This is a genomic window from Mesorhizobium sp. M0018, from assembly GCF_040323955.1.
Lineage (GTDB): Bacteria > Pseudomonadota > Alphaproteobacteria > Rhizobiales > Rhizobiaceae > Mesorhizobium.
On record NZ_JAMYVL010000010.1, the window covers coordinates 138,866 to 159,390 of the forward strand.

Below are 20,525 nucleotides of genomic sequence, written 5' to 3' on the forward strand. Positions count from 1 at the left end.
GCACGGACGGTGACGGCAAAGCCGTTGTGGATCAGGTTGGCGGCGAGCTGGCCGCCGAGATGGCCAAGACCGACGAAGGCATAGCTCTGACGCGCGCTCACGGTATCAGCGGCGTCTGCATCATCTGCAAATGCAGGTCCTTGCCGGTCCAGGGATGCGCCTCGCAGACGGCTTCGTCGAGCTCGACGCCGAGGCCCGGCTCCTTCGACGGGATGACGTTGCCGTCCTGCCATTCGATTTTCTTCTTCAGCAGCTTTTCGTGGAAGCCGTTCCACTGCTTCAGCGATTCCAGAATGAGGAAGTTGGGCAGCGTTACCGCGAGCTGGATGTTGGCGGCGCCGACGATCGGCCCGCAATAGCAGTGCGGCGCGACCTGGATGTGGTAGGCTTCGGCCATGGCGGCGATCTTCTTGGTTTCGAGAATGCCGCCGGAGCGGCCGAGGTCGGGCTGAAGAATGGTCGCCGCACGGTTCTCGATGACGCGGGCAAATTCGAACTTGGTGGTCAGTCTTTCCCCTGTCGCGATGGGGATCGAAGTGCCGCGCGCCACTTGAGCCATGACCTCGGGCATGTCGGGCGGCACTGGCTCCTCGAACCACAGCGGATCATAGGGCTCGATGGCGCGGGCGAGGCGCAGCGCACCCGATGCGGTGAACTGGCCGTGCGTGCCGAACAGGATGTCGGCCCTGGTGCCGACCGCCTCGCGGATCGCCTTGACCATACGGGCGGAGAGGTCGATGTCGACGAGGCGCGGCTGGTGGCCGTCGAAGGCGGTGTAGGGGCCGGCTGGGTCGAGCTTGACCGCGTTAAAACCCTGCTCGACATATTCGAGCGCGCAGGCGGCGGCCAGGTCAGGATCATTGTAGACGTTCTTGCCGCGGGCGTCCTCCGAATGGACGCTGCCGCTGTGCGGGTAGAGGTAGGTATAGGAACGCAGCGTTTCGTGTACCTGGCCGCCAAGCAGCTTGTAGACCGGCTTGCCGGCCTCCTTGCCGATAATGTCCCAGCAGGCGATTTCCAGCGCCGAGAAACAGCCCATGCCCGACACGTCGGGCCTCTGGGTGAAGCCGGACGAATAGGCGCGGCGGAAGAAGGTCTCGATATCGTGCGGGTCGCGGCCGATCAGATAACGCTCGGCCATGTCCTCGACCATTTTCGCCGTGACATGGGCCGAGAAGGTGGCGTTGTAGGCCTCGCCATAGCCGACGACGCCGCCATCGGTGGTGAGCTTGACGAAGATGAAATACTTGCCGCCGATGCCGGGCGGCGGATTGCCGACCACCCAGGTCTTGACGTCGGTGATTTTCATTTTTGATCCTCCAGAACCAGTTCGGCGCCCTTCCATCCGGTCATGATCGCGGCGGCGTTGGTGTTGCCGGTTATGTTGTCCGGAAAGATCGAGGCGTCGATGACGCGCAACGCCTGGATGCCGTGTACCTTGAGGCGCGGATCGACGACGGCGTGCGCCGCGTCCGGCCCCATGCGGCAGGTCGAGACCGGGTGATAGACGGTGCCCGAGCGCTTCCTGAAATCCTGAATGAGATCCGCGTCGGAGGTGATCGAGGGACCGGGCAAAACCTCTTCCTCGATGATCTCGGCCATCGCCGGCATCGAGGCGATCTTCCTGACGAATTTCACCGCCGCCAGCATTTCAGCGACGTCCGCCTCGGTCGAAAAGGCATTGGCGACGATTTTGGGATAATCGCGCGGATTGGCGGAACGGATCATGATTTCGCCGCGGCTCGACGGACGGCAATTGGACAGCCCGATGGAAAAGCCCGGCCATGGATCGGGCGTCAGGATCGGGCGTTCGCCGCTCTTCGGAATGACGGTTGAAAACGCCTGGAAATAGAGCTGCATGTTGGGCCGTGCCGTGGCCGGATCGGTGCGAAAGAAGCCGCCGGCATTGTTCATCGACAGCGACAGCGGGCCTGAGCGCAAAAACACGTATTGCATGCCGACCAGCAGCTTGCCCCACCACGGGCGCAGGATCTGGTTGAGCGTCGGCAGCCTGCCCTTGAACGTGTAGTTGATGCCGACATGGTCCTGCAGGTTTGCCCCGACATTCTCGTTGGCGTGAACGACGGGAATGCCGAGCGCACCAAGAAGCGCCGACGGGCCGACACCGGAAAGCTGTAGCAATTGGGGCGAATTGACCGAGCCGCCCGACAGGATGATCTCGCGGCCGGCGCGGGCGGTTTTCGTCGCGCCATTCTGGAGATATTCGATGCCGACGGCGCGTTTGCCCTCGAACAGGATCTTTGTCGCTAGGGCGTTGATCTCGACGCGGACGTTTTTGCGCTTCGTCGCCGGGCGCAGGAAGGCGCGCGCCGCCGACATGCGGCGGCCGTTCCTGGTGGTGATCTGGTAGACGCCGACGCCTTCCTGCGAGGCGCCGTTGAAATCCGGGTTGAGCGGCAGGCCGGCCTGGTTGGCGGCGGCGAGATAGCGCTTGGTGAGCGGATGGACGGAGGTCGAGCAGTCGGTGACATGCAGCGGCCCGCCGACGCCGCGCCATTGGTCGGCGCCGGCCTGGTTATCCTCCAGCGCCTTGAACGCAGGCAGCAGGTCGTCGAAGCCCCAGCCGGGATTGCCGGCCGCTGCCCAAGCGTCGAAATCCTCACGCGCGCCCCTGATCCAGACCATGGCGTTGATCGAACTCGAGCCGCCGAGCAGCTTGCCGCGCGGCCAGTGGTCGACATTGCCGGCGAGGCCGGGGTCCGGCTCGGCCTTGTAGTTCCAGTTGACCGCCGGGTCGAAGAAGGTCTTGCCGTATCCGAGCGGCATCTGCACGTAGAAGCGGCGGTCGCTGCCGCCGGCTTCCAGCACCAGCACCGAGAAGCGGCCGGAAGCCGACAGTCTCTCGGCCAGGACCGAGCCGGCCGAACCGGAGCCAACGATGATGAAATCATAGGTCTGCATTGTGGCTGCGGCTGGCTCCGGAATTCAGCTCTAGCCTAGACTTGAGCGCGGCGCGGCGTCGCCGGGTCTTCCGGCATCCGATGTGAAAAAAGCGACTGGCAACTTCGTTTGAATTTCGACTTTCAGCGCCAAGAAGATTGATGAAGACCTAACTTGCCCACGCATCGAGTTGATTGAGGACAGCAATGGCTGGATAGGATTTCCGGTTGGGATAAGCACGCCTGTAATAGGCATTCCAATAGCTTGTGGCCTTGCTGCGCATTGCACGCATTACGTCTCGGTTCTGTCGGACAAAACTGGCATAGGCTGAAGCGTCCAGATCAGGTACTGCGGCGTAGATGTCTTCGGCGATTTCGACGACATATTCGCCCAACAGCAGAACGACGAAGGCGATGCTCCAACTTTCGTTCAGCGACAGGATCACCTTGGCTGATTTCTGCCGCAAAAAGCCATCTGTCGATCGTGTCAGCAGGCAATGCGACGGAAATGAAAAGCCAAGGTGATGCTCTCGCACGCTTGGCAGAAAATGTAACCGATAAGGAATATAGATGACCGCTCCATCAGAAATGAGATGTCGGGACGTCGTTCGGTAAGTGTCGTCGACAAAGGGCGTCAGCTCCTCCTCTGCCATGGTGGTCAACATGCTGAATGGGAAAGCTGACTTCGCAGCGCCCGAGAACGGCTTGCGTCGTGTGAACCAATCCACGTTGTGCCTCTGACCAAAAGTTGAAAACGATCCGGCTTCATTTCGAAGTGCCTGAGCTTCCTCGACAAGCGATCCAAGCATTACAGGCGATGATCGGCAATCTGCTTGAAATCATAGCGCATGATCGGGCGGGCCGGCGTTCTGCGAGCGACGACCCGGAACCCGGCGCGCGCGAAGGTGGAGGCATATCCGCTGCCGGAAGCACTCGGCGATACGTCGGCCTCGAAAGGATAGGCTTCGAGTGCCGGAGCATTTGCGCGCCTTGCGACTTCCAGTGCTTCCGCAATCAGCTGGAATGTTACGCCCCGCCTGCGGTATCGTTTTCGCACGTAGAGGCAGGACAGGGACCAGACCGGCTTGTCATCCACGCGCTTGAGCTGCCATAGCCGATCGAGCCAGGGCAGGGCATCTCGCGGCGTCACCCGGCACCAGCCGACAGCCGTATCGCCGTCGAAAGCGAGCAAACCCGGAGGCGGACCATGCTGGACGGCTTGCCGGAACGCGGCCTTGTTTTCCTCGCCGGGTCTCTTTCGGTAAGAACGACCGATCCGTCCGTACATACACCAACAGCGACTGCAGACGGCGCTGTCACCGAACAGGTTCTCGAGTGCGGGCCATAGATCGGACGTTAATGGGCGAAAGCCAAGTTCCATGTCAGCCGCCATCAGCTACCTACCTTGCCCAGTCTAGCCTGAGCTACGCGTTAGTGCATCATAGGTTGCGGTCCATGCGGGTGATGTTCGAAACGGGGTTCACTCAGCATCCCCGTCGTGCTCCAGCTCAGCGCAGAAAGCCAAGCACGGCCTCCATGAACTCGGCGGGGTACTCGACGTTCGACAAGTGAACCGCGGGCAGGACAACCAGTTTCGCGCCGGGCACCGTCGCCGCGATCAGCTCGCTATGGCTGGCGGCTGTGACAGTGTCGTGCCGGCCGGCGATCACCAGCGTTGGCCGGGAAATCAGCGCTACGGTTCGGCGAAGGTCCGCATCGCGAACCGCCGCGAACAAGCCAGCCAAGCCTTGCCGGTCGATAGCCAGCAGCATGGCGCGAAATTCTTCGATGACGGGCTCGTTGGCCGCCAGCATACGCGCAGGAAACCAGTTGCCCAGGAACATCTCGGCGGTTTCCGCCATGTCCGGCGCCTGCAGCACGGCGGCAATCCGCTTGTCAAACTGCTTTGCCGGTCCGAGGTAGGATGAGGTGTTGCTCAGGATCAATCGCTCGATCCGCTCGGGCGCGTGGATGCCGAGCCACTGCCCGACGAAGCCGCCCAACGACAGACCGAGGAAGTGTACGCGTTCAGTGCCCAGGGTGTCGAGCAACTCGATCACGTCGCGGCCAAGCCGGTCGAGCGAATAAGCGCCGGCCGGAACGTTCGACCCTCCGTGGCCGCGAAAATCATAGCGCAGAACACGGAAATGCTTCGACAGCTCGCCGACCTGCATGTCCCACATCCGCAGCGTGGTGGCGATGGAATTCGACAGCATCAGCACGGGGTTCCCGGCGTCGCCGTCGATGCGGTAGGCGATGCGTGTGCCATCGCCGACAGTCACGAAATCCAGCTCATTCATGGTGAATACACCTTCCTTCTTGGAGCGTTGAATGTGGCAAAGCCTAGCTGCGGCGCGCTTTTGATGATATTACAAAGATGGGACCATCTCTGTAATAGAAGCTGACATGGCCGAATTCACCCTGCACGACCTGCAATGCTTCGATGCCGTGGTCCGCTGCGGCGGCTTTCAGCCTGCGGCGGCCATGCTGCATCGCTCGCACCCGGCTGTGTTCGCAGCCGTTGCAAAGCTGGAGCGGCAACTCGACCTCGTTCTCCTGGATCGCAGCGGCTATCGCGTGCGCCCCACCGAGGCAGGGCTGTCGTTCCATCGCAGGGCACAATCGCTGCTGCGCGAGCTCGAGGGCTTGCGGCTTCATGCTGCTCAGCTGTCAATGGGCGAAGAAAGCGAGATCCATGTGGTGATCGGCGACCTTTGCCCGCGTCCGCAGGCATTGGGCATGCTCGGACGGTTCTTCGCCCAGTGTCCGGGCACACGCCTGCATCTGCACTTCGAGGCGGTGGGCGGCCCGTGGGAGCGCCTCTTCGATGACGAAGCCGATTTGATCCTGCACTGGATCGACAAGACCGATCCGCGGGTGGAATGGATCGATCTGTGCAAGGTGCCCTTCGTCCCAGTAGTGGCGTCGGGCTTTCTACCGGAGCGGATCAAGCACCCCATCACGCCGGATCAGATGCACGCGTTCACCCAATGTGTCATGCGCGACACGGCCCGCCATTCACCCCAACAAGACTACTTCATGATCGAGGGTGCGCCGCAATGCATGGTGGCCGACCAGGGGATGAAGAAGGAAATCATCCTGCAGGGCCTCGCGTGGGGCCACATGCCCCGGTTCCTGATCGAGGATGAGCTGCGCGACGGACGCCTGCAATCCGTTGCCGGCCGTCATCTGCCAGGCCGCACCGAGGAGTTGGTGGTGGCGCGCCGCCGCGACCGGCCGCACGGGCCGATCTCGAACCGTCTGTGGGATCATATCGAGCAAGAGGCGCCGACGTTGCGCCGAGCGCTCGAACGTCGGACACCTGTCCGGCACGCAAAGCAAGGGCTCGGCATCGAGTGAATTCTTCGAGGCCGTTCAGTCTATCGGTAGGTAGAACCGTAATTCCTACATTGTTGTTATCTCAGTCCTTCGTTAGGGTCTGCTCCATCTGACAAAATCGGCGACGCTCACGTGGAGAGTCTCAAAATGCGCCTGATCTTTTTGTTGCCGCTTCTCGCTTCTCTCGCGTCGTCGACCGTTTTGGCGGAAGAGGTCTATCAGAACGTGGCCAGCCAAGATTCATTGGCTCGCGCCGATATACTCGGCCGCATGATGAACGCGCTGACGCAACACAAAGAATTTGACGACAAGTGCGACTTGGTTCCGCTGATAGACATGAAGGCATTCGAAAATTACTATAAGAAGCTGACTTGGAGCCTTAGTCCTTCAGACCTCGCACTGGTACAAAAGCACTACTCCGACGCACAAACCACTTGGAGCGCCAAAGGCGGCGGGGTACCCGGAACAGAGTGCGATGACCTCAGCTATGAAATTCTAGATTTAGATATTGGAACCCCGAATCCCCGCGACGAGATGCTAAGTCTACTCAATGCGGCGCCGCGTGGCAGTTCACAGTACAAAATCTATGCAGCGGCGGTGGCATGGGGTGGATATCTCCAAGCGTTCATCACTTGCCCCGATTACTCTGTCAGTTCGAACGCTGTGGAGAAAATGCAAAAAAATAATATGGATGAGTTTCGAGTCCCGTACCTGTTGGCAAGGATGGCCGCCGTTAAAGCCCCTCCTGATTGTCGAGATATAGAGCCTTTCGCACGTGATGGCGGGGTGTATCGCCCTAGAAGCAAGTGAGAAGTCCATCGATTACGCACTCTATCGTTAGTACGTGCGCCGCGCACCATACCGGCAACCCAGGTGCGGAGAGCGCGTTGACGTATCATCGTCCCGCCGATACGGATCGGGACAATCGATCGCAAAGGTTTTTTCAGCATGGTGCATTACGCGGACGGGCGGCCGATCGGCGATCTGACGCTCAGGACGCTGGCCATGCCTTCCGACGCCAATGCGGCAGGCGACATTTTTGGCGGCTGGGTGATGGCGCAGATGGATCTCGCCTGCGGCATCCGCGCCGCCGAGCGCGCCAAGGGCCGCGTGGTGACGGCGGCGGTGAAGGAAATGTCCTTCGCCAAGCCGATGAAGATCGGTGACACGCTGTGCATCTATACGCATGTCGAACGCGTCGGCCGCACCTCGATGACGCTCAAGGTCGAGGCCTGGGCGCAGCGCTATCTCTCCGACCTGATGGAGAAGGTCACCCATGCCGACTTCGTCATGGTGGCGCTGGACGGCGAAGGCAAGCCGAAGGCGGTTCCGGCCGAAGGCTGACCCGGCCTGATTCCAGAAGACGGATTTAAACAGCCGTCTCTCCCGCGCGGGGGATGCGGACAGCGATCCCGCGTGGTCTTTGGCTAACGGGTTCCCGCATGCGCGCCTGCAGCGCGACCGACGGGATATTGGGAGGAAAGACAATGCGTCAACACATGCTGAACGCTGCCCTGGCGGGTGCCTTTGCAGCCTTGCTCTGCCTGTCGTCCGCAAGCGCTTTTGCCGAGGTCAAAAAAGGCGATCCAGGCGCCACCTGCACGTCGGAAAACCGCACCATCAACGGGCAGGCGGCCAAGTGCGAGATCTGCTCGGCGACGAAATGCGACACCAGCGGCACGACGGTGAGCAATTGCCGCAAGGAGACGACCACGACCTGCACGATTGGCGGCAGGGTGGTCAGTCCCAACCCGAAATGGAACCGGATCGAGAAGCTGCCGAAGACCAAGATGCAGTTACAGCAGTAGCGCTCATCCGGAGGCTCCCGGGCAGGTTCAAACCTTTGCAGCACAAGGGTTCAGCTGTGCATGGCGTCGAACTTCTCGCGCGCCGCCTTGACGCGCTCGGTGTTCTTGCGTGCCCATTCGCCGAGCGCATCGACCGGCACCAGCAGTTCGTAGCCAAGATCGGTCAATTCGTAGTCGACCCGCGGCGGGATGGTCGGGAACACGGTGCGTGTAACGAAGCCGTCGCGCTCGAGCCCGCGCAAGGTCGTGGTCAGCATCTTTTGCGAAATCCCGCCGACCGCGCTGCGCAACTCGTTGAAACGCAGCGGCCCGTTGCCAAGCTTGCCGACCACGAGCACCGTCCATTTGTCGCCGACGCGCTGCAGGATTTCCGAGATGGCGCGGCAGTCCTCGGTGCGGTGCGGGTGCCTTGGTAACAAAAAAGTGCCTCCTTGCACATTGAGCGGCCAGTTACTCATATAGCTCAGGTATCTAAACGATACCAGTATTCCTGTAAGGAGAGCCCCTCTATGTCAAAACCCAAAATTGCCATCGTCATTGGTTCGACCCGCGCCGCGCGCTTTGCCGACGTCCCGGCCGAATGGATTGCCAAGATCGCCAAGTCGCACGCCGACATCGACGTCGAAGTCGTCGACCTGCGCGATTTCCCGCTGCCGTTCTTCGATGAGGTCGCATCCTCCGCCTGGGCGCCGTCGCAGAACGAAGTGGCGCAGCGCTGGCAAAAGAAGGTCGCCGGATTCGACGGCTTCATCTTCACCGCCGCCGAATACAATCATGGCCCGACGGCCGTGCTGAAGAACGCCATCGACTACGCCGCCAACGAGTGGAACAAGAAGCCGGCCGGCTTCGTCGGCTATGGCAGCGTCGGTGGCGCGCGCGCGGTCGAGCAGCTGAGGCTGCATGCGGTCGAGTTGCAGATGGCGCCGGTGAAGTCCGCCGTACACATCTCCTGGGCCGATTTCCTTGCGGTCAAGCAAGGCGACAAGAAGCTCGATGAGTTCGAGCACCTCAACCAGGCGGCAACCGCGCTGGTCAACGACATTGCATGGTGGGCCAGGGTGCTGAAGACGGCGCGTCAGGCCGATGCCGTCGCCGAGGAAGTCAAGGCGGCCTGAGCACAGGTTCGAACAGTCCTCCCAAGGATTAATTCTCCCAAGCATTGGGGCGGCGCATGCGCCGCCCCTTTTGTTTACACGGCATGGGCGTCCTGCGCTTGCCGTGGTCTGATGATGCAATCGGCAAGGCGGTCCATCTCATTCAGCTCGTCGGCGTGATGCTGGCCCCACTGGCAAAGTGCCAGCAGGATCGGTTCGAGGCTGAGGCCGAGCCGCGTCGCCGAATATTCGACGCGCGAAGGTATCTCGGCAAAGATCTCGCGGCGGACGAGGCCGTGCTCTTCCATTTCGCGAAGCTGCTGGATCAGCACTTTCTGGGTGATATCGGGCATCAGCGCCTGCAGCGCCGACAGCCGCCGGGGCGCGTCGAAGAGATGGTACAGGATGACCGCCTTCCAGCGCCCCGAAATCACTTTCAGCGCGCGCTCCGCCGGCAGCAGCGGCAGTCTCTTGATCGGCTTGGCCATGGTCACCTCCCGGTCAGCAGCGGACAAATTGGTGTGTAGTCGAAGCCAGGCAGATAGTGGCAAACAGCGGCCGATGCCAACAGCTATCGGTGCATGCGATGAGAGCCATTCAACTGAGCCGCTTCGGCGGGCCCGACGTTCTCGACATAGTCACGGTGCCGAAGCCTGAGCCGCAAGCCGGCGAGGTCCTGGTCCGCGTTCATGCGGCCGGGGTGAATTTCTTCGAAGTGCTGATGCGCGCGGATCGCTATGCGGTGACGCCGCAACTGCCGATGATCCCTGGCGTCGAGGCCGCCGGGATCGTGGAGGCGCTTGGGCAGGGGGTGGACGCTTCCTTGCTCGGCACGCGCGTCGCCGCGCCGTTGTTCGCCTCGAGCCGCCCGTTTGGCGGCTATGCCGAGTATGTGACGATCGACGCAAGCCTGGCCGTGCCCTTGCCGGATTCGCTCTCGTTCGAAAACGCGACGGCATTGATGGTGCAAGGACTGACGGCATTGTATCTATCGTGGCAAAGCCCGCCCGCCCGCAGATCGGTGCTGGTCGCCGCCGCCGCGGGCGGCGTCGGTTCGTTGCTCGTCCAGCTTGCCAAGCGCGCCGGTGCAAGCCGTGTCATCGCGGCAGCCGGCAGCAAGGCCAAGCTCGACCTTGCTTTGTCGCTGGGAGCCGATGCTGCCGTCGACTACAGCAACACGGATTGGCCGGTGCACGTCCGGGCAGCGACAGGTGGCGCTGGCGTCGACATCATCTACGACATTGTCGGCGGCCCGCTGACGGCGGTTGCGCTGGAGGCTCTGGCACTTCGCGGAGAGTTGGTGTTTGCAGCACTCGGCAGATACGCGCTCGGCGCCCCGGAGATGGAGGCGATGATCGGCCGCAACCAGTCGCTGAAGGGTTTTGCCCTGCTGCCGTTGCTGTCTACGGACGGGCTCCGTGACGGCCTTTTGGAGCTTTTCGATCTGGCCGCTGGTGGTCAGCTTGTGGTGACCAAAGGTGGCCGCTTCCCGCTCGACCAGGCCAGCCACGCACATCGCCTGCTGGAGGAGCGCGGCGCGACCGGCAAAGTTGTCTTGATACCTTAGTAGGTGCTCGGCAAGGAGCCGAGGATCCGGGCTTGTGCCGTTCCGGCCGTCAGCGAACCCGGTAGAACGGATTAGGCAGCTGGAACAGCTTCTCAGCATGCCCACCGAACAGGTCGGATGGCTGGTCACCGACATTGGCAATTATTGTGTAGCCGGCCTTTTCGATTTCGGCCCTTATGGGTGCCTTGAAATCTGCGGCGGAGCCGTATTTGGCCCCAGGCTGGACCATGTAAAGGTGCTCGTAGCCGGCATAGCCGGCCGACTGCAGGTTTTGTTCGGTTGCCTGACGCTGGTCCTCCGGACGTCCGGTGATGAAGAACACCGCGACTTTCGCCGTTCGTGCCTGCCGGAAAACCTCCAGCACCGGGTCGATGGCCGGATCCTTCGCAAGCTGATCCCAGGCGGCCCAGCCACAGGGACCGTCGATTGCAATGTCGCAGGCGCCGCCGATCGGGCGGCCGAAATTGTCACGTGTGATCACTTCCCAGTTGGCCAAAGCCGTCTCGTCGATATCGAGCACCAGCGCGGGGCGAGGCACCTCCATTGCGCGCTTGACGACCCAGTCGCCTGCCTGCTTCGCCACAGCGGCAAGGTCGCGATCATAGTCGCCGGAATCATGATAATTGGCAGCCGCCAGCATCGCATCGCCGACATTGGCCGGCTGGGACGGGCTTGTGAGAAGGAGCGAGTCGGAACGTGCCGGCGCAGGAACATTTGTGCCAATCATCAGCACGATTGCCCCGACACGCGCAATTCTATTCCAGCCAATCGCCCGCATCACGGGACTTTGCTGTCACGAGAACTCGGCTGTCAAGCGAGGTCTTCCACAGGTCCTCGAGACCGCGACGCTGAATTGGACATTCCAGATGCCGAATGTCTCTATGGGTTGCTGCACGCTACACGATTTCTGCCGTCGCGGTCTTTGCCTCCAAACAGGTGACGCACCGCCGGAACCGCCGGTCGAAATGCGTCACCCGAAAATCATGGCCGTTACGCGCTTTGCCGTGCCCTACGCCGCCTGAACGATCTCGACCAGTTCAACGTCGAACACGAGATCGCGTCCGGCCAACGGATGATTGCCGTCGAGCTTGACGCTGGTGTCGTCCACGCCGACGACTGTTACCGGCATCGGGCGCCCTTCCGGGGTTCTGACCTGCAGTCGAGCGCCGATATCGACATTGATATTGTCTGGTACGCGGGCGCGATCGACGGTCATGACCGCTTCGGGGCGGTGGGGGCCATAGGCGGCGTCGGCGGGAATGGTGACGGTGCTTTTCGCGCCCCCCTCCATACCCTCGACATGGGTTTCGAGACCGGCGATCACTTGTCCTTCACCCAACGTGAATTGCAGCGGTTCGTTGCCGGAAGAATCGAACTGAGTGCCGTCTGCCAGGCGGCCATTGTAATTGATGCGCACGGTGTCGCCATTCTTGGCCTGTGTCATGATAGCCATCCTTTGAAAGTTTCGAGGGGCCGGCCAAAGCTCACGGTCCCGTCCTCGATCATCCACGCACTTAGGTGCGCGGCGCGAAACGCTAAAACTAGGGACCTGGCTGCCGATGTAAACCCCGATTGAGCGACGCCGGCATGACCCGCCGGCGTTCGTCGCCTTCGGCAGCAGTGCACCGGTCTAGCGGTCATGCCGGCTCAACCCATTCAGGCGGCGTGCAAATGGCGGCTAGATCAGGTTATGGCCGCCATCGATGCGGATCGTCTCGCCGGTCGTGAAGTCGCTTTCCATGAGGTAGAGGTAGGCGGCGGCGACATCCGCAGCGGTCGGAATTTTTCTCGATGGCAACCGGGCAGCCATGTCGGCAAAGAAGCTGGATTTGGCTTCTCCAACAATGTCCCACATCGGTGTGTCGACCCATCCGGGCGACACGACATTGACGCGCGTCGGGGCCAGTTCGAGCGCCAGGGCGCGGGCGAAGTAGCTGAATGAACCGGCAATCGCGGAGACGACCGAGCCTCCCGGCACCGGCGGCCGATCCTTATTTATTCCCGAGGTGAAGGTCATCGAGCCGCCGGCTTTCAGGGTGCGCACAGCATGCTTGGAGAGCATGACGGCGCCAATCAGCTTGTTATCGACGAAGCCTCGCACAGCCTCCATGTCGGTACTGCCGATGGGATCGCCGGGCGGCAGTGTTCCGGCGGTCGATACGAGGTGATCGAAGGGACCGACCTCGTTGAACAGGCGAGCGACGTCCGCTTCGTCGGTCATGTCGGCGACCACGCTGGTCACGCGGCCCGCATTGAGCGTCCGTTCGGCAGCCAGCAGTTTCTCGGGCGAGCGTCCGACGATCACGACCTTCGCTCCGCCGTTGAGAGCAGCTTCCGCGACGCCGAGACCGATGCCGGAACTACCGCCGACGACGATGACTTTCCTGTCCACGAGCGATGTCATGAGGGTTCTCCGTTCGTTGCGATTGCGGTGAGGGTCAGGCCTTGCCGGCATAGGCGGCTTCGACGTCGGCGATGATGATCTTGCGCATCCCGTACATCGCCTGCCGGACGCGGTTGGCCTTTTCGCGGTCCGGATCGGCACCGAGCCGCGGCAGGATTTCCGGGATGACCTGCCAGTAGACGCCGTATCTGTCGGTGAGCCAGCCGCAGGGTTGTGCCCTGCCGCCGCCGGCGGTGAGCGCCTCATAGTAGTAGTCGGTCTCGGCTTGGTCCCTGGTCTCGATGTAGAGCGAGAGCCGCTCGTTGAAAGGCGGCTGCGGCCCGGCGTTGAGCGCTGTAAGGTGCAGTCCTTCGAGCTCGAAATCGAAGGTGGCATGCGGGACCGTCTTGTTGGTTCCGGACACCCAGTCGGTGTATTCGATGGTCTGGAGCGCTTTGCTGTTCTTGAAGACCGAGAGATAGAAATCGCGGGCTTGCTCCGCGTCGGTGTTGAACCAGAGGAATGGGTGGATGGTGGCCATGTCCGTTCTCCATTAATTCCTTGCGACAGCGATCTTTTGCGAAGAGCCTGTCCGCTGTTGCTTTCGTTCAGGCTAGCGGTGGTCCGACGGCCGATAGACCGAGCCGTCCCAGTCGCGGGCAAATCCGAGGTCTTCGAGCCGGCGGGTAGAGAAGCGTGCAATCTGCCGCCCGGTCCGGCGCCGGCTGCTCGAGGCGAGGATGCGGCCGGCCATGCCGGTCAGGACGTCGACGATGGCTTCAACTCGTTTGGCGTTCATGGTGCTCTCCCAGAGTGGCGGCAGTTTTGGTTTCAGCAGTTGCCCCGCGACTTTTGTCAGCGAGAGTATCAGTCACATCAAATCGCCTTTTGAAGCGGCGGTGAATGACTGACTACGCGAGCAAACATGCAGTGTTCCGGCCTGGACGACAAACGACTTATCGGCGACAATGTGTGAGCATTGCTCACACATAGGTCTCGGTCCATGCCCCGGAAGCTGCCTCCCCTCACCACCTTGCCGAGCTTCGAAGCGGCGGCGCGCCTGTTGAGTTTCTCCAAGGCGGCAGAGGAACTTCATGTCACCCACGGTGCGATCAGCCGGGCGATCAAGAATCTTGAGGATCAGCTCGGTGTGCAGCTGTTCGAGCGCGGTACGCGTTCGGTGAGTCTGACAGCCGTCGGCGAGCCCTATGCGCGGGCGGTGCGCGAGGCGCTCGCCCAGTTGGCCACCGCCACCGCTGCAGCAACAGCCCGCTATTCGAGCTCGACATTGAACGTCAGCACCTCCGATGGCTTCGCGGGAAGATGGCTGGTGCCACGCCTCTACCGCTTTCACCGTGCGCATGGCGACATCGATGTGCGGGTTTCGACGAGCGGGAAGCTGACCAACTTCCTCGGCGACGGCATCGATGTCGCCGTCCGTTATGGCAATGGAAACTATCCGGGGCTCACGTCAGAGTTCCTCACCGGCGAGGAGGTGTTTCCAGTGTGCAGCCCAAAGCTTCTTGAGGGTGCACATCCGCTCCGCACGCCTCAGGACCTCAAACACCACACGCTGATCCGTGACAGCTTTCCGATCGACTGGGCGACCTGGCTGGCTAGCGCCGGGGTCGAGGGCGTGGACCCGCAGAGCGGGATTACCTTCGACTCTGCCACCTTTGCCATGGAGTCGGCCGCACAAGGCGAGGGGGTGGTGCTCGGCCGGACCATGCTCGTTGCGGCCGACCTTGCCGCCGGGCGACTTGTCCGCCCCTTCGGCTACGCCCTGAAATCCCCCTCCAGCTTCTATTTCGTCTACCCGCCGGAGGCGATCCGTCAGCGCAAAGTCAAGGCTTTCAGGGATTGGCTGCTTTCAGAAGTCACGCCGCAAATGGACTGACGGGAAGGCCGAGAGAACAGGATCGTCTACATCGAGTGGTTACTATCGGCTCGCCCGAAACGCGGTGACGATCCAGGCACGCGAGTCGAAAAGCACACCGTCCGCGGTCAAATGCGCGTCGAGCAGATCGCGCAACTGCCGCAGCGCCGCGTCGACATCCACATCCGCGCGGGCGAGCGGATCCTTGACCAGTTGCAGGCCAAGCAAAGCGTCATAGGCCGCATCGATGTCTTGGCCGTAGAAGACCGGCTCATGCACTTCGGCAAAGTCGACCGAAACGAAACCGGATGCACGCAAGATCTCCGCGGTGATGGCGGGGTCGCCAAGCGAAAACGGGGTGGCGGCGCCCCCCGATATGGCGGTCCCCGGCGCAATCGCCCGCTGAATGGCAGTCGCCCACTCGTTGCGGCCCTCGCACTGCCATACCATCCACACAAGACGTGCCCCTGGTCGCAACGCCCGGGCGATGTTGGCGAACGCCGCCGCGGGGTCGGCAAAGAACATCACTCCAAACCGACTAATGCACAGATCGAAACCGGCGCGCGGAAATACCAGCAATTGCGCATCGCCGCGCTCAAAGGCGACGTTTCGCAATCCCTCTTTCGCGCTACACTTCCGGGCGATCTCGAGCATCTGCGCCGATACGTCCACGCCGAGCACGCTGCCTTCCACCGCGACACGGGCAGCATCACGAGAGGATTGTCCCGAACCGCATCCGATATCGAGCACGCGATCGCGCGTTCCCACCTTGACCGCAGCCCTGAAGACCTCGTTGTGCCGTCGCAGTTCGGCGTCGTAAAACGCAGCGCAGTTCAGCACCATCGCACGCCTGCCTGGAGATGATGGGCCGGCAGCATTTCCGGCCGCTCTGCCCTGATCTTTTCGCGTCGGGCCACCCGAAACTGTCAGCCGCGCCGCGCCGCCTCGATCGCTGCAACGTCGATTTTCTTCATCTCCATCATCGCCTCGAATGCGCGCTTTGCTTCATCGCCGCCGGCGGCCATCGCTTCGGTCAGCACGCGCGGCGTGATTTGCCAGGAGATGCCCCATTTGTCCTTGCACCAGCCGCAGGCACTTTCCTGGCCGCCATTGCCGACGATGGCGTTCCAATAGCGATCGGTCTCCTGCTGATCGTCGGTGGCGATCTGGAAGGAGAAGGCTTCGTTGTGCTTAAACGCGGGCCCGCCATTGAGGCCGAGACAGGGGATGCCGACGACCGTGAACTCGACCGTCAGCACGTCGCCGGCCTTGCCGGACGGGTAGTCGCTGGGAGCGCGGTGGACGGATTTCACCGAACTGTCGGGAAAAATCTCGGAATAGAAGCGGGCCGCAGCCTCGGCGTCCTTGTCGTACCAAAGGCAGATCGTGTTCTTGGCGATTGTCATTGCTGGTCCCTTTGCTTTCGAAATCAATCTGGGCTTTTGAAATCAACCCGGGTTGCATCGGCGTTGCACCGGACATGGAAATGCGCTCGTGCCATCGACGTTCCGACAGCAGCAGCTGCCCGGAATCAAGGTACCACGACTGCTGCTTTCAGGACCAGATGCGGGCAGTGACTCGAACCGGCGATGGTCCGCCTGATCCGACCGGCGGCCTCACTCTTTGCGTAGGGCAGCGCCGCTTTGCTCAAGGTCGCGCTGGCTTTCCGTTGGCGCGCCGTTGCCTCAGAAGGCGCATGAGCAAGTTCCGTCTGTCCTTGCGCGGGACGAGTTCGATATCGCTGACAAGTTTTGCGCCGCCCTTGTGCCGCTCCAATGTGATCTTGCGGCTGTGGAAGGCCTCCAGCTCGGCGCGGTGCGCTACGCTTATGATGGTGACCTTCGGCAATTCGCGAATAATCATCTCCATCATCTTGTCCTGGCTCTTCTCATCGAGTGCCGACGTTGCCTCGTCCAGCACGATGATATCGGGGCGGTGCAGCAGAAGACGCGCGAAGGCGAGGCGCTGCTTTTCGCCACCCGACAAGGTCTGGTCCCATGGCGCGTCCTCCTCGATCCGGTCGTTGAGGTAGTCGAGCCCCACCTTGTCGAGGGCAGCCTTGATCTTATCCAGCGTCCAGTTGTCGGCGGCGCCTGGATAGGCGACAGCGCGGCGAAGCGTCCCGGTCGGGATGTAGGGCCGTTGCGGCAACATGAACAACCGTCTGTCGGCGCGGATGTTGACGCTGCCGCTACCCCATGGCCACAGACCCGCGACGGCCCGCACCAGCGTACTCTTGCCCGAGCCGGATTCGCCGGCGACGAGCACCCGCTCGCCTGGTTCGATCACGACCTCGGTTTCCTTGACCACGGCGGTGCCGTCGTCGAGCGACACGGAGAGATTGTTCAGGCTGAGCATCGCATTGCCGCCGGTCTCGCCGCGCTTTATGCGTCCCAGCGTGTTGCTCTGTTCCGCCCGCTCGAGCCCGTCGAGCGACATCATCAGCGAAGCGATGCGTCGAGCACAGGCGTTCCAATCGGCGAGACGGGGATAGTTGTCGACCAGCCATCCGAACGCGCCCTGCACGATGGCAAAGGCCGAGGCAGCCTGCATGACCTGTCCAAGTGTCATGCTGCCTTCGAGGAACTTTGGAGCGCAAAGCAAGACCGGCACGACAGGCGCAAACAGGCTCGACCCCTGAGACACCAGCGCCGTGCGCATGTGCTGGCCTGCAAGGAGCGCCCATTGCCTGAGCACATGGGCAAATGTCTTGTCCATGCCGCTGCGCTCCTCCTCCTCGCCGCCGAGCAATGCGATGCTCTCGCCGTTTTCCCGCACGCGCGTCAGCGTGTAGCGGAACTCGGCTTCCGCCTGATTTTTTTCCTCGGAGAGGTGGACGAAATGACGGCCAATGACCGCCATCGAAGTGGACGTGATCGCGGAATAGAGCACCGCGGTGATGACCAGGAAGCCGGGAATGGTGACGGTCGAACCTGCAATCGTCAGGGTCAGGGCGCCGCCGATCGTCCACAGCACCACGATGAAGGTCGAGGCCGACAGAAATGCGACGATGACACCGGCGATGAAATCGACGGGCGATTCGGTGGCAATCCGCAAATCCTCGGCGATGCGGGCTTCGGGGTTGCTGTGATCGCCGCCGACGAGGTTCAGCTGATAGTAGCGGCCGCTTGCGAGCCAGCGCGCGATGACCGCGGTGGTGAGCCAGGAACGCCAGCGGCGCTGTATCCTCATGCGAAAGAAGACTTGTGCCACCACAAGGCTGGCGCTTCCGATCACGAGTGGCAGGAATACGGCGCTCAGCCAATATACGGTGTGGGCATTGCGTTGCTCAATGGCGTCGAAAATTGCGCGATTCCAGACATTGATCCCATACTGGAAGCCGACATTGGCGACGATCAGGACCAACAGCCCGATCGTCAACGGCCAGGCGACCCTGTCGCCACTGCCGCTCCAGTAACCGCGCGCGCTGATCCAGAAGCGCTTAAGCAGGTATCTCTTGCGCGCCCGCTCGGCCTCTTCAGGTGTCAGCTCAGGATCGGGTTCGGTGACATCCGGCGGCGGCGCGGGCTCGCCGACGACCTCTGACGCGACTTCGACAGTCGATTGTTTCTCGCGGCGCGACTTCTCGGCATCGCGCGTTCGGGCGCCGTCAACCGATTTCAGCTTAAATTTAGCCTCGGGCATCCGGCGATAACGGGTTAAAAATCAGAAGGTTTCATAGCGTCAGCCGCCGAGTCTCGCGAACTGTAGCCTCAAGAAGTGGCGCCAACGTCAGTTGAGTGCTGCCCATCCAGTCAAAACGATGAGGGCCAACGTGAGCAGCGCGCCAGAGACGTACAAGATCGTCCTGACACTACCCCCCTTGGCGGCGTTTCCACCACGCAGGTAGATTCCCAGGTGGAGGAGGCGTATCGCCAGGTGGGTCTAGACCAATGTCGCCAAACTGGCCGCTCCAACACCAACCATCATCGCTGGCACTGCGGGCACGATCAAGGGCGCCAGTGCCTCGACCGAATTCATGTGAACCCGGTCGATCCTATAGCGCCGGTTGTCGTCGTCTGCCGGGACTACCGGTCCTGCCAGCGCTCCTGCAAACCTCTGGACGAACCCGAGTAGACTGCCAACACTACCGATAGCAAACAGAGCGCGAGCACGCCGAGAAGACTTAACCAATAGACTTCCATGTTGTCTCCGCTCCCTGGAATCGCAGTGGACCAGACGGTGCTTGCGAGTCATGCTCGCAAGGGCGCGGACGGGTCAGGCCGCCACACCGGGGAAAAGGCCCTGGAACCGCCGCAGGTACAGCGGCCAGCCTTGATCGCTATCAACCCCCACGCGCACGCCCTCCCAGCCTTCGCCATGGCGCTCGAGATTCCGGTGCTCGATCTCGACCCGGGTCCGGTTCTCCGTCTCAGGCGTGAACCTGACTTCCCATTCGCTGGTTTTGTTCAGGTCGCTCTCAATCTGCCACCGAGGACTGATGTCCCAGCTCAGAACGAGCCGGCCGGGGGGATCGTAAGCCAACACACGAGCCCAGTGGCACTCGCTGCCGTCCACGCCGCGATCGTAAACGTGGCCCCCGACCCAGGGTTCGAAGATGGTCTCTGTGATCGGCACGGCAAGAAGATTGTGCTCGCGAGGTTTGAATTTCCCGAAATCCTCGGTGAAGACCTTGAAGGCACGCGCGATAGGTGCCTCGACAACGACGAAATGCCTTACGGGCGCGGTTGCAGCATGCTTGCTCATGGCTGGTCCTTCTTTGGATGCTCGACGGCCAGTTTGTAACCTGCCAGGGTCTTGCTCCAGAACTCATCGATTTCCGCGCGCAGACTTGCCAGGCCGTTCGGATCGATACGGTATATTCGTTCCTTGCCTGAGCGCGCGTCGGCCACGAGCCCGGCATCCTTGAGTACTTTCAAGTGCTGAGAGACCGCCGGCCTGGTTACAGGCAGCACACGAGCAAGTCCGTTGACCGAGCAAGGATGTTCGACCAACAGTTCGAATATCGTGCGCCTCGTCGAGTCTCCAAGCGCTGTCCAGTGTTTCGCGTTAGTGGCCACTAACGCGAACTTAAATCGATGGGCCTGCGCTGTCAACCTGGAGGGGTCGACGATGCGGAACCACAGCCCCGGTCGGACCCTGTCGGTTAACGGGAAAACTGTTGCTCGCGTTTTCGGAATTGCTCACGTGCCGTCGCTGGATTCCGGAACAAGGGTGCGATTTTGCCGTTGAGCCAGAAACTGGAAGCGACCCGCATGTCCGAATTGCCGAATGAAGAGATCGAAGGGCGGCTGAACGCCCAGCGCGAGACTCTGGCGCTGGTTGTTGCGCTGCTTGCCAGCAAGGATACGGCACCCGAGCGAATATGGGCCGAACTGGAGGCCCGTTTTCAGTTTCAGAACAGTCAGGAGGACCCTGGCGTCCTGCCAAGCCGCGCATTCGCCATCGAAGCTGCGAAGATGCGGGAGTTCAAGCTGATCGCCGAAGAGGCGCAGGCGCGCAATGCGGAATGGAACGGCAGGGACAAGCCACAGGGCGCCAGCTGAAACCCCGGAGAGTGGATGCAGGACCGGCTATTTTACGATGACTGAGCAAGC

At 61.7% G+C, this 20,525-nt stretch carries 25 protein-coding genes; 8 read left to right on the top strand and 17 right to left on the bottom strand.

The window, feature by feature from the left end:
• Nucleotides 1-97: 97 nt before the first annotated feature.
• The 5 genes from NKJ81_RS16370 to NKJ81_RS16390 all read right to left on the bottom strand — a co-directional run bounded on the left by NKJ81_RS16370 (nt 98) and on the right by NKJ81_RS16390 (nt 5,200).
• Entirely contained in the window at nt 98-1,309 is a 1,212-nt protein-coding gene (locus NKJ81_RS16370) for a mandelate racemase/muconate lactonizing enzyme family protein (RefSeq protein WP_352541032.1), read from the bottom strand.
• Nucleotides 1,306-2,922 (bottom strand): GMC family oxidoreductase, encoded by a 1,617-nt coding sequence (locus NKJ81_RS16375; protein WP_352541033.1) that lies wholly within the window; start codon nt 2,920-2,922, stop codon nt 1,306-1,308. Before NKJ81_RS16375 ends, NKJ81_RS16370 begins: the two co-directional genes overlap by 4 nt.
• Nucleotides 2,923-3,070: 148 nt before the next feature.
• The gene (locus NKJ81_RS16380) at nt 3,071-3,628 is read right to left on the bottom strand and encodes a hypothetical protein (RefSeq protein ID WP_352541034.1); all 558 of its coding nucleotides are present in this window, start codon (nt 3,626-3,628) and stop codon (nt 3,071-3,073) included.
• An 80-nt stretch (nt 3,629-3,708) separates the two neighbouring features.
• Nucleotides 3,709-4,293, bottom strand: a complete 585-nt coding sequence (locus NKJ81_RS16385; RefSeq protein WP_352541035.1) for a GNAT family N-acetyltransferase — start codon at nt 4,291-4,293, stop codon at nt 3,709-3,711.
• Between the two features lie 115 nt (nt 4,294-4,408).
• Nucleotides 4,409-5,200, bottom strand: coding sequence for an alpha/beta fold hydrolase (locus tag NKJ81_RS16390; protein WP_352541036.1), 792 nt, complete (start codon nt 5,198-5,200; stop codon nt 4,409-4,411).
• A gap of 106 nt (nt 5,201-5,306) precedes the next feature.
• Between NKJ81_RS16390 and NKJ81_RS16395 the strand changes: the two genes are divergently transcribed.
• From NKJ81_RS16395 to NKJ81_RS16410, 4 genes are all read left to right on the top strand, one after another.
• Nucleotides 5,307-6,260, top strand: a complete 954-nt coding sequence (locus NKJ81_RS16395; RefSeq protein WP_352541037.1) for a LysR family transcriptional regulator — start codon at nt 5,307-5,309, stop codon at nt 6,258-6,260.
• Nucleotides 6,261-6,386: 126 nt separating this feature from the next.
• On the top strand, nt 6,387-7,049 hold the full coding sequence (locus NKJ81_RS16400) for a hypothetical protein (RefSeq protein WP_352541038.1): 663 nt from the start codon (nt 6,387-6,389) through the stop codon (nt 7,047-7,049).
• A 138-nt stretch (nt 7,050-7,187) separates the two neighbouring features.
• Entirely contained in the window at nt 7,188-7,583 is a 396-nt protein-coding gene (locus NKJ81_RS16405) for an acyl-CoA thioesterase (protein ID WP_023678380.1), read from the top strand.
• A gap of 143 nt (nt 7,584-7,726) precedes the next feature.
• Nucleotides 7,727-8,047: a hypothetical protein gene (locus tag NKJ81_RS16410; RefSeq protein ID WP_352541039.1), complete on the top strand. Its 321-nt coding sequence runs from the start codon at nt 7,727-7,729 to the stop codon at nt 8,045-8,047.
• Nucleotides 8,048-8,097: 50 nt separating this feature from the next.
• On the opposite strand, the gene NKJ81_RS16415 is transcribed toward NKJ81_RS16410, so the two are convergent.
• Entirely contained in the window at nt 8,098-8,466 is a 369-nt protein-coding gene (locus NKJ81_RS16415) for a winged helix-turn-helix transcriptional regulator (protein WP_023678378.1), read from the bottom strand.
• 90 nt (nt 8,467-8,556) lie between these two features.
• Between NKJ81_RS16415 and NKJ81_RS16420 the strand changes: the two genes are divergently transcribed.
• Complete coding sequence (locus NKJ81_RS16420) at nt 8,557-9,162, top strand: NADPH-dependent FMN reductase (RefSeq protein ID WP_352469781.1); 606 nt, start codon at nt 8,557-8,559, stop codon at nt 9,160-9,162.
• A 74-nt stretch (nt 9,163-9,236) separates the two neighbouring features.
• Here the strand turns inward: NKJ81_RS16420 and NKJ81_RS16425 are convergent, their stop codons facing one another.
• Nucleotides 9,237-9,629 (bottom strand): winged helix-turn-helix transcriptional regulator, encoded by a 393-nt coding sequence (locus NKJ81_RS16425; RefSeq protein WP_352541040.1) that lies wholly within the window; start codon nt 9,627-9,629, stop codon nt 9,237-9,239.
• A 98-nt stretch (nt 9,630-9,727) separates the two neighbouring features.
• Here NKJ81_RS16425 and NKJ81_RS16430 point away from each other — a divergent pair, with 98 nt between their 5' ends.
• A complete protein-coding gene (locus NKJ81_RS16430) occupies nt 9,728-10,708 on the top strand; it encodes a quinone oxidoreductase family protein (RefSeq protein ID WP_352541041.1) in 981 nt (326 codons plus the stop codon).
• A gap of 49 nt (nt 10,709-10,757) precedes the next feature.
• Here NKJ81_RS16430 and NKJ81_RS16435 read toward each other — a convergent pair whose 3' ends face one another.
• The 5 genes from NKJ81_RS16435 to NKJ81_RS16455 all read right to left on the bottom strand — a co-directional run bounded on the left by NKJ81_RS16435 (nt 10,758) and on the right by NKJ81_RS16455 (nt 13,890).
• Complete coding sequence (locus tag NKJ81_RS16435) at nt 10,758-11,486, bottom strand: HAD family acid phosphatase (RefSeq protein ID WP_352541102.1); 729 nt, start codon at nt 11,484-11,486, stop codon at nt 10,758-10,760.
• Between the two features lie 231 nt (nt 11,487-11,717).
• A complete protein-coding gene (locus tag NKJ81_RS16440; protein WP_352541042.1) occupies nt 11,718-12,152 on the bottom strand; it encodes an FKBP-type peptidyl-prolyl cis-trans isomerase in 435 nt (144 codons plus the stop codon).
• A gap of 234 nt (nt 12,153-12,386) precedes the next feature.
• Nucleotides 12,387-13,112, bottom strand: coding sequence for an SDR family oxidoreductase (locus NKJ81_RS16445; RefSeq protein ID WP_352541043.1), 726 nt, complete (start codon nt 13,110-13,112; stop codon nt 12,387-12,389).
• 34 nt (nt 13,113-13,146) lie between these two features.
• Nucleotides 13,147-13,632, bottom strand: a complete 486-nt coding sequence (locus NKJ81_RS16450; RefSeq protein WP_352541044.1) for a VOC family protein — start codon at nt 13,630-13,632, stop codon at nt 13,147-13,149.
• Nucleotides 13,633-13,704: 72 nt separating this feature from the next.
• Nucleotides 13,705-13,890, bottom strand: a complete 186-nt coding sequence (locus NKJ81_RS16455; RefSeq protein ID WP_352541045.1) for a DUF1127 domain-containing protein — start codon at nt 13,888-13,890, stop codon at nt 13,705-13,707.
• A gap of 204 nt (nt 13,891-14,094) precedes the next feature.
• On the opposite strand from NKJ81_RS16455, the gene gcvA reads away from it, so the two are divergent.
• Nucleotides 14,095-14,988, top strand: a complete 894-nt coding sequence (gene gcvA / locus NKJ81_RS16460; protein ID WP_352541046.1) for a transcriptional regulator GcvA — start codon at nt 14,095-14,097, stop codon at nt 14,986-14,988.
• A gap of 42 nt (nt 14,989-15,030) precedes the next feature.
• On the opposite strand, the gene NKJ81_RS16465 is transcribed toward gcvA, so the two are convergent.
• The 5 genes from NKJ81_RS16465 to NKJ81_RS16485 all read right to left on the bottom strand — a co-directional run bounded on the left by NKJ81_RS16465 (nt 15,031) and on the right by NKJ81_RS16485 (nt 19,988).
• A complete protein-coding gene (locus NKJ81_RS16465) occupies nt 15,031-15,810 on the bottom strand; it encodes a class I SAM-dependent methyltransferase (RefSeq protein WP_352541047.1) in 780 nt (259 codons plus the stop codon).
• An 83-nt stretch (nt 15,811-15,893) separates the two neighbouring features.
• A complete protein-coding gene (locus tag NKJ81_RS16470) occupies nt 15,894-16,367 on the bottom strand; it encodes a VOC family protein (protein ID WP_352541103.1) in 474 nt (157 codons plus the stop codon).
• A 247-nt stretch (nt 16,368-16,614) separates the two neighbouring features.
• Complete coding sequence (locus tag NKJ81_RS16475) at nt 16,615-18,612, bottom strand: ABC transporter ATP-binding protein/permease (protein ID WP_352541048.1); 1,998 nt, start codon at nt 18,610-18,612, stop codon at nt 16,615-16,617.
• A gap of 573 nt (nt 18,613-19,185) precedes the next feature.
• Nucleotides 19,186-19,674, bottom strand: coding sequence for an SRPBCC family protein (locus NKJ81_RS16480; protein WP_352541049.1), 489 nt, complete (start codon nt 19,672-19,674; stop codon nt 19,186-19,188).
• Entirely contained in the window at nt 19,671-19,988 is a 318-nt protein-coding gene (locus NKJ81_RS16485) for an ArsR/SmtB family transcription factor (protein WP_352541104.1), read from the bottom strand. The genes NKJ81_RS16480 and NKJ81_RS16485 overlap by 4 nt, the downstream gene beginning before the upstream one ends.
• A gap of 195 nt (nt 19,989-20,183) precedes the next feature.
• On the opposite strand from NKJ81_RS16485, the gene NKJ81_RS16490 reads away from it, so the two are divergent.
• Nucleotides 20,184-20,474, top strand: a complete 291-nt coding sequence (locus NKJ81_RS16490; RefSeq protein WP_352450454.1) for a hypothetical protein — start codon at nt 20,184-20,186, stop codon at nt 20,472-20,474.
• The last annotated feature ends 51 nt before the right edge of the window (nt 20,475-20,525 follow it).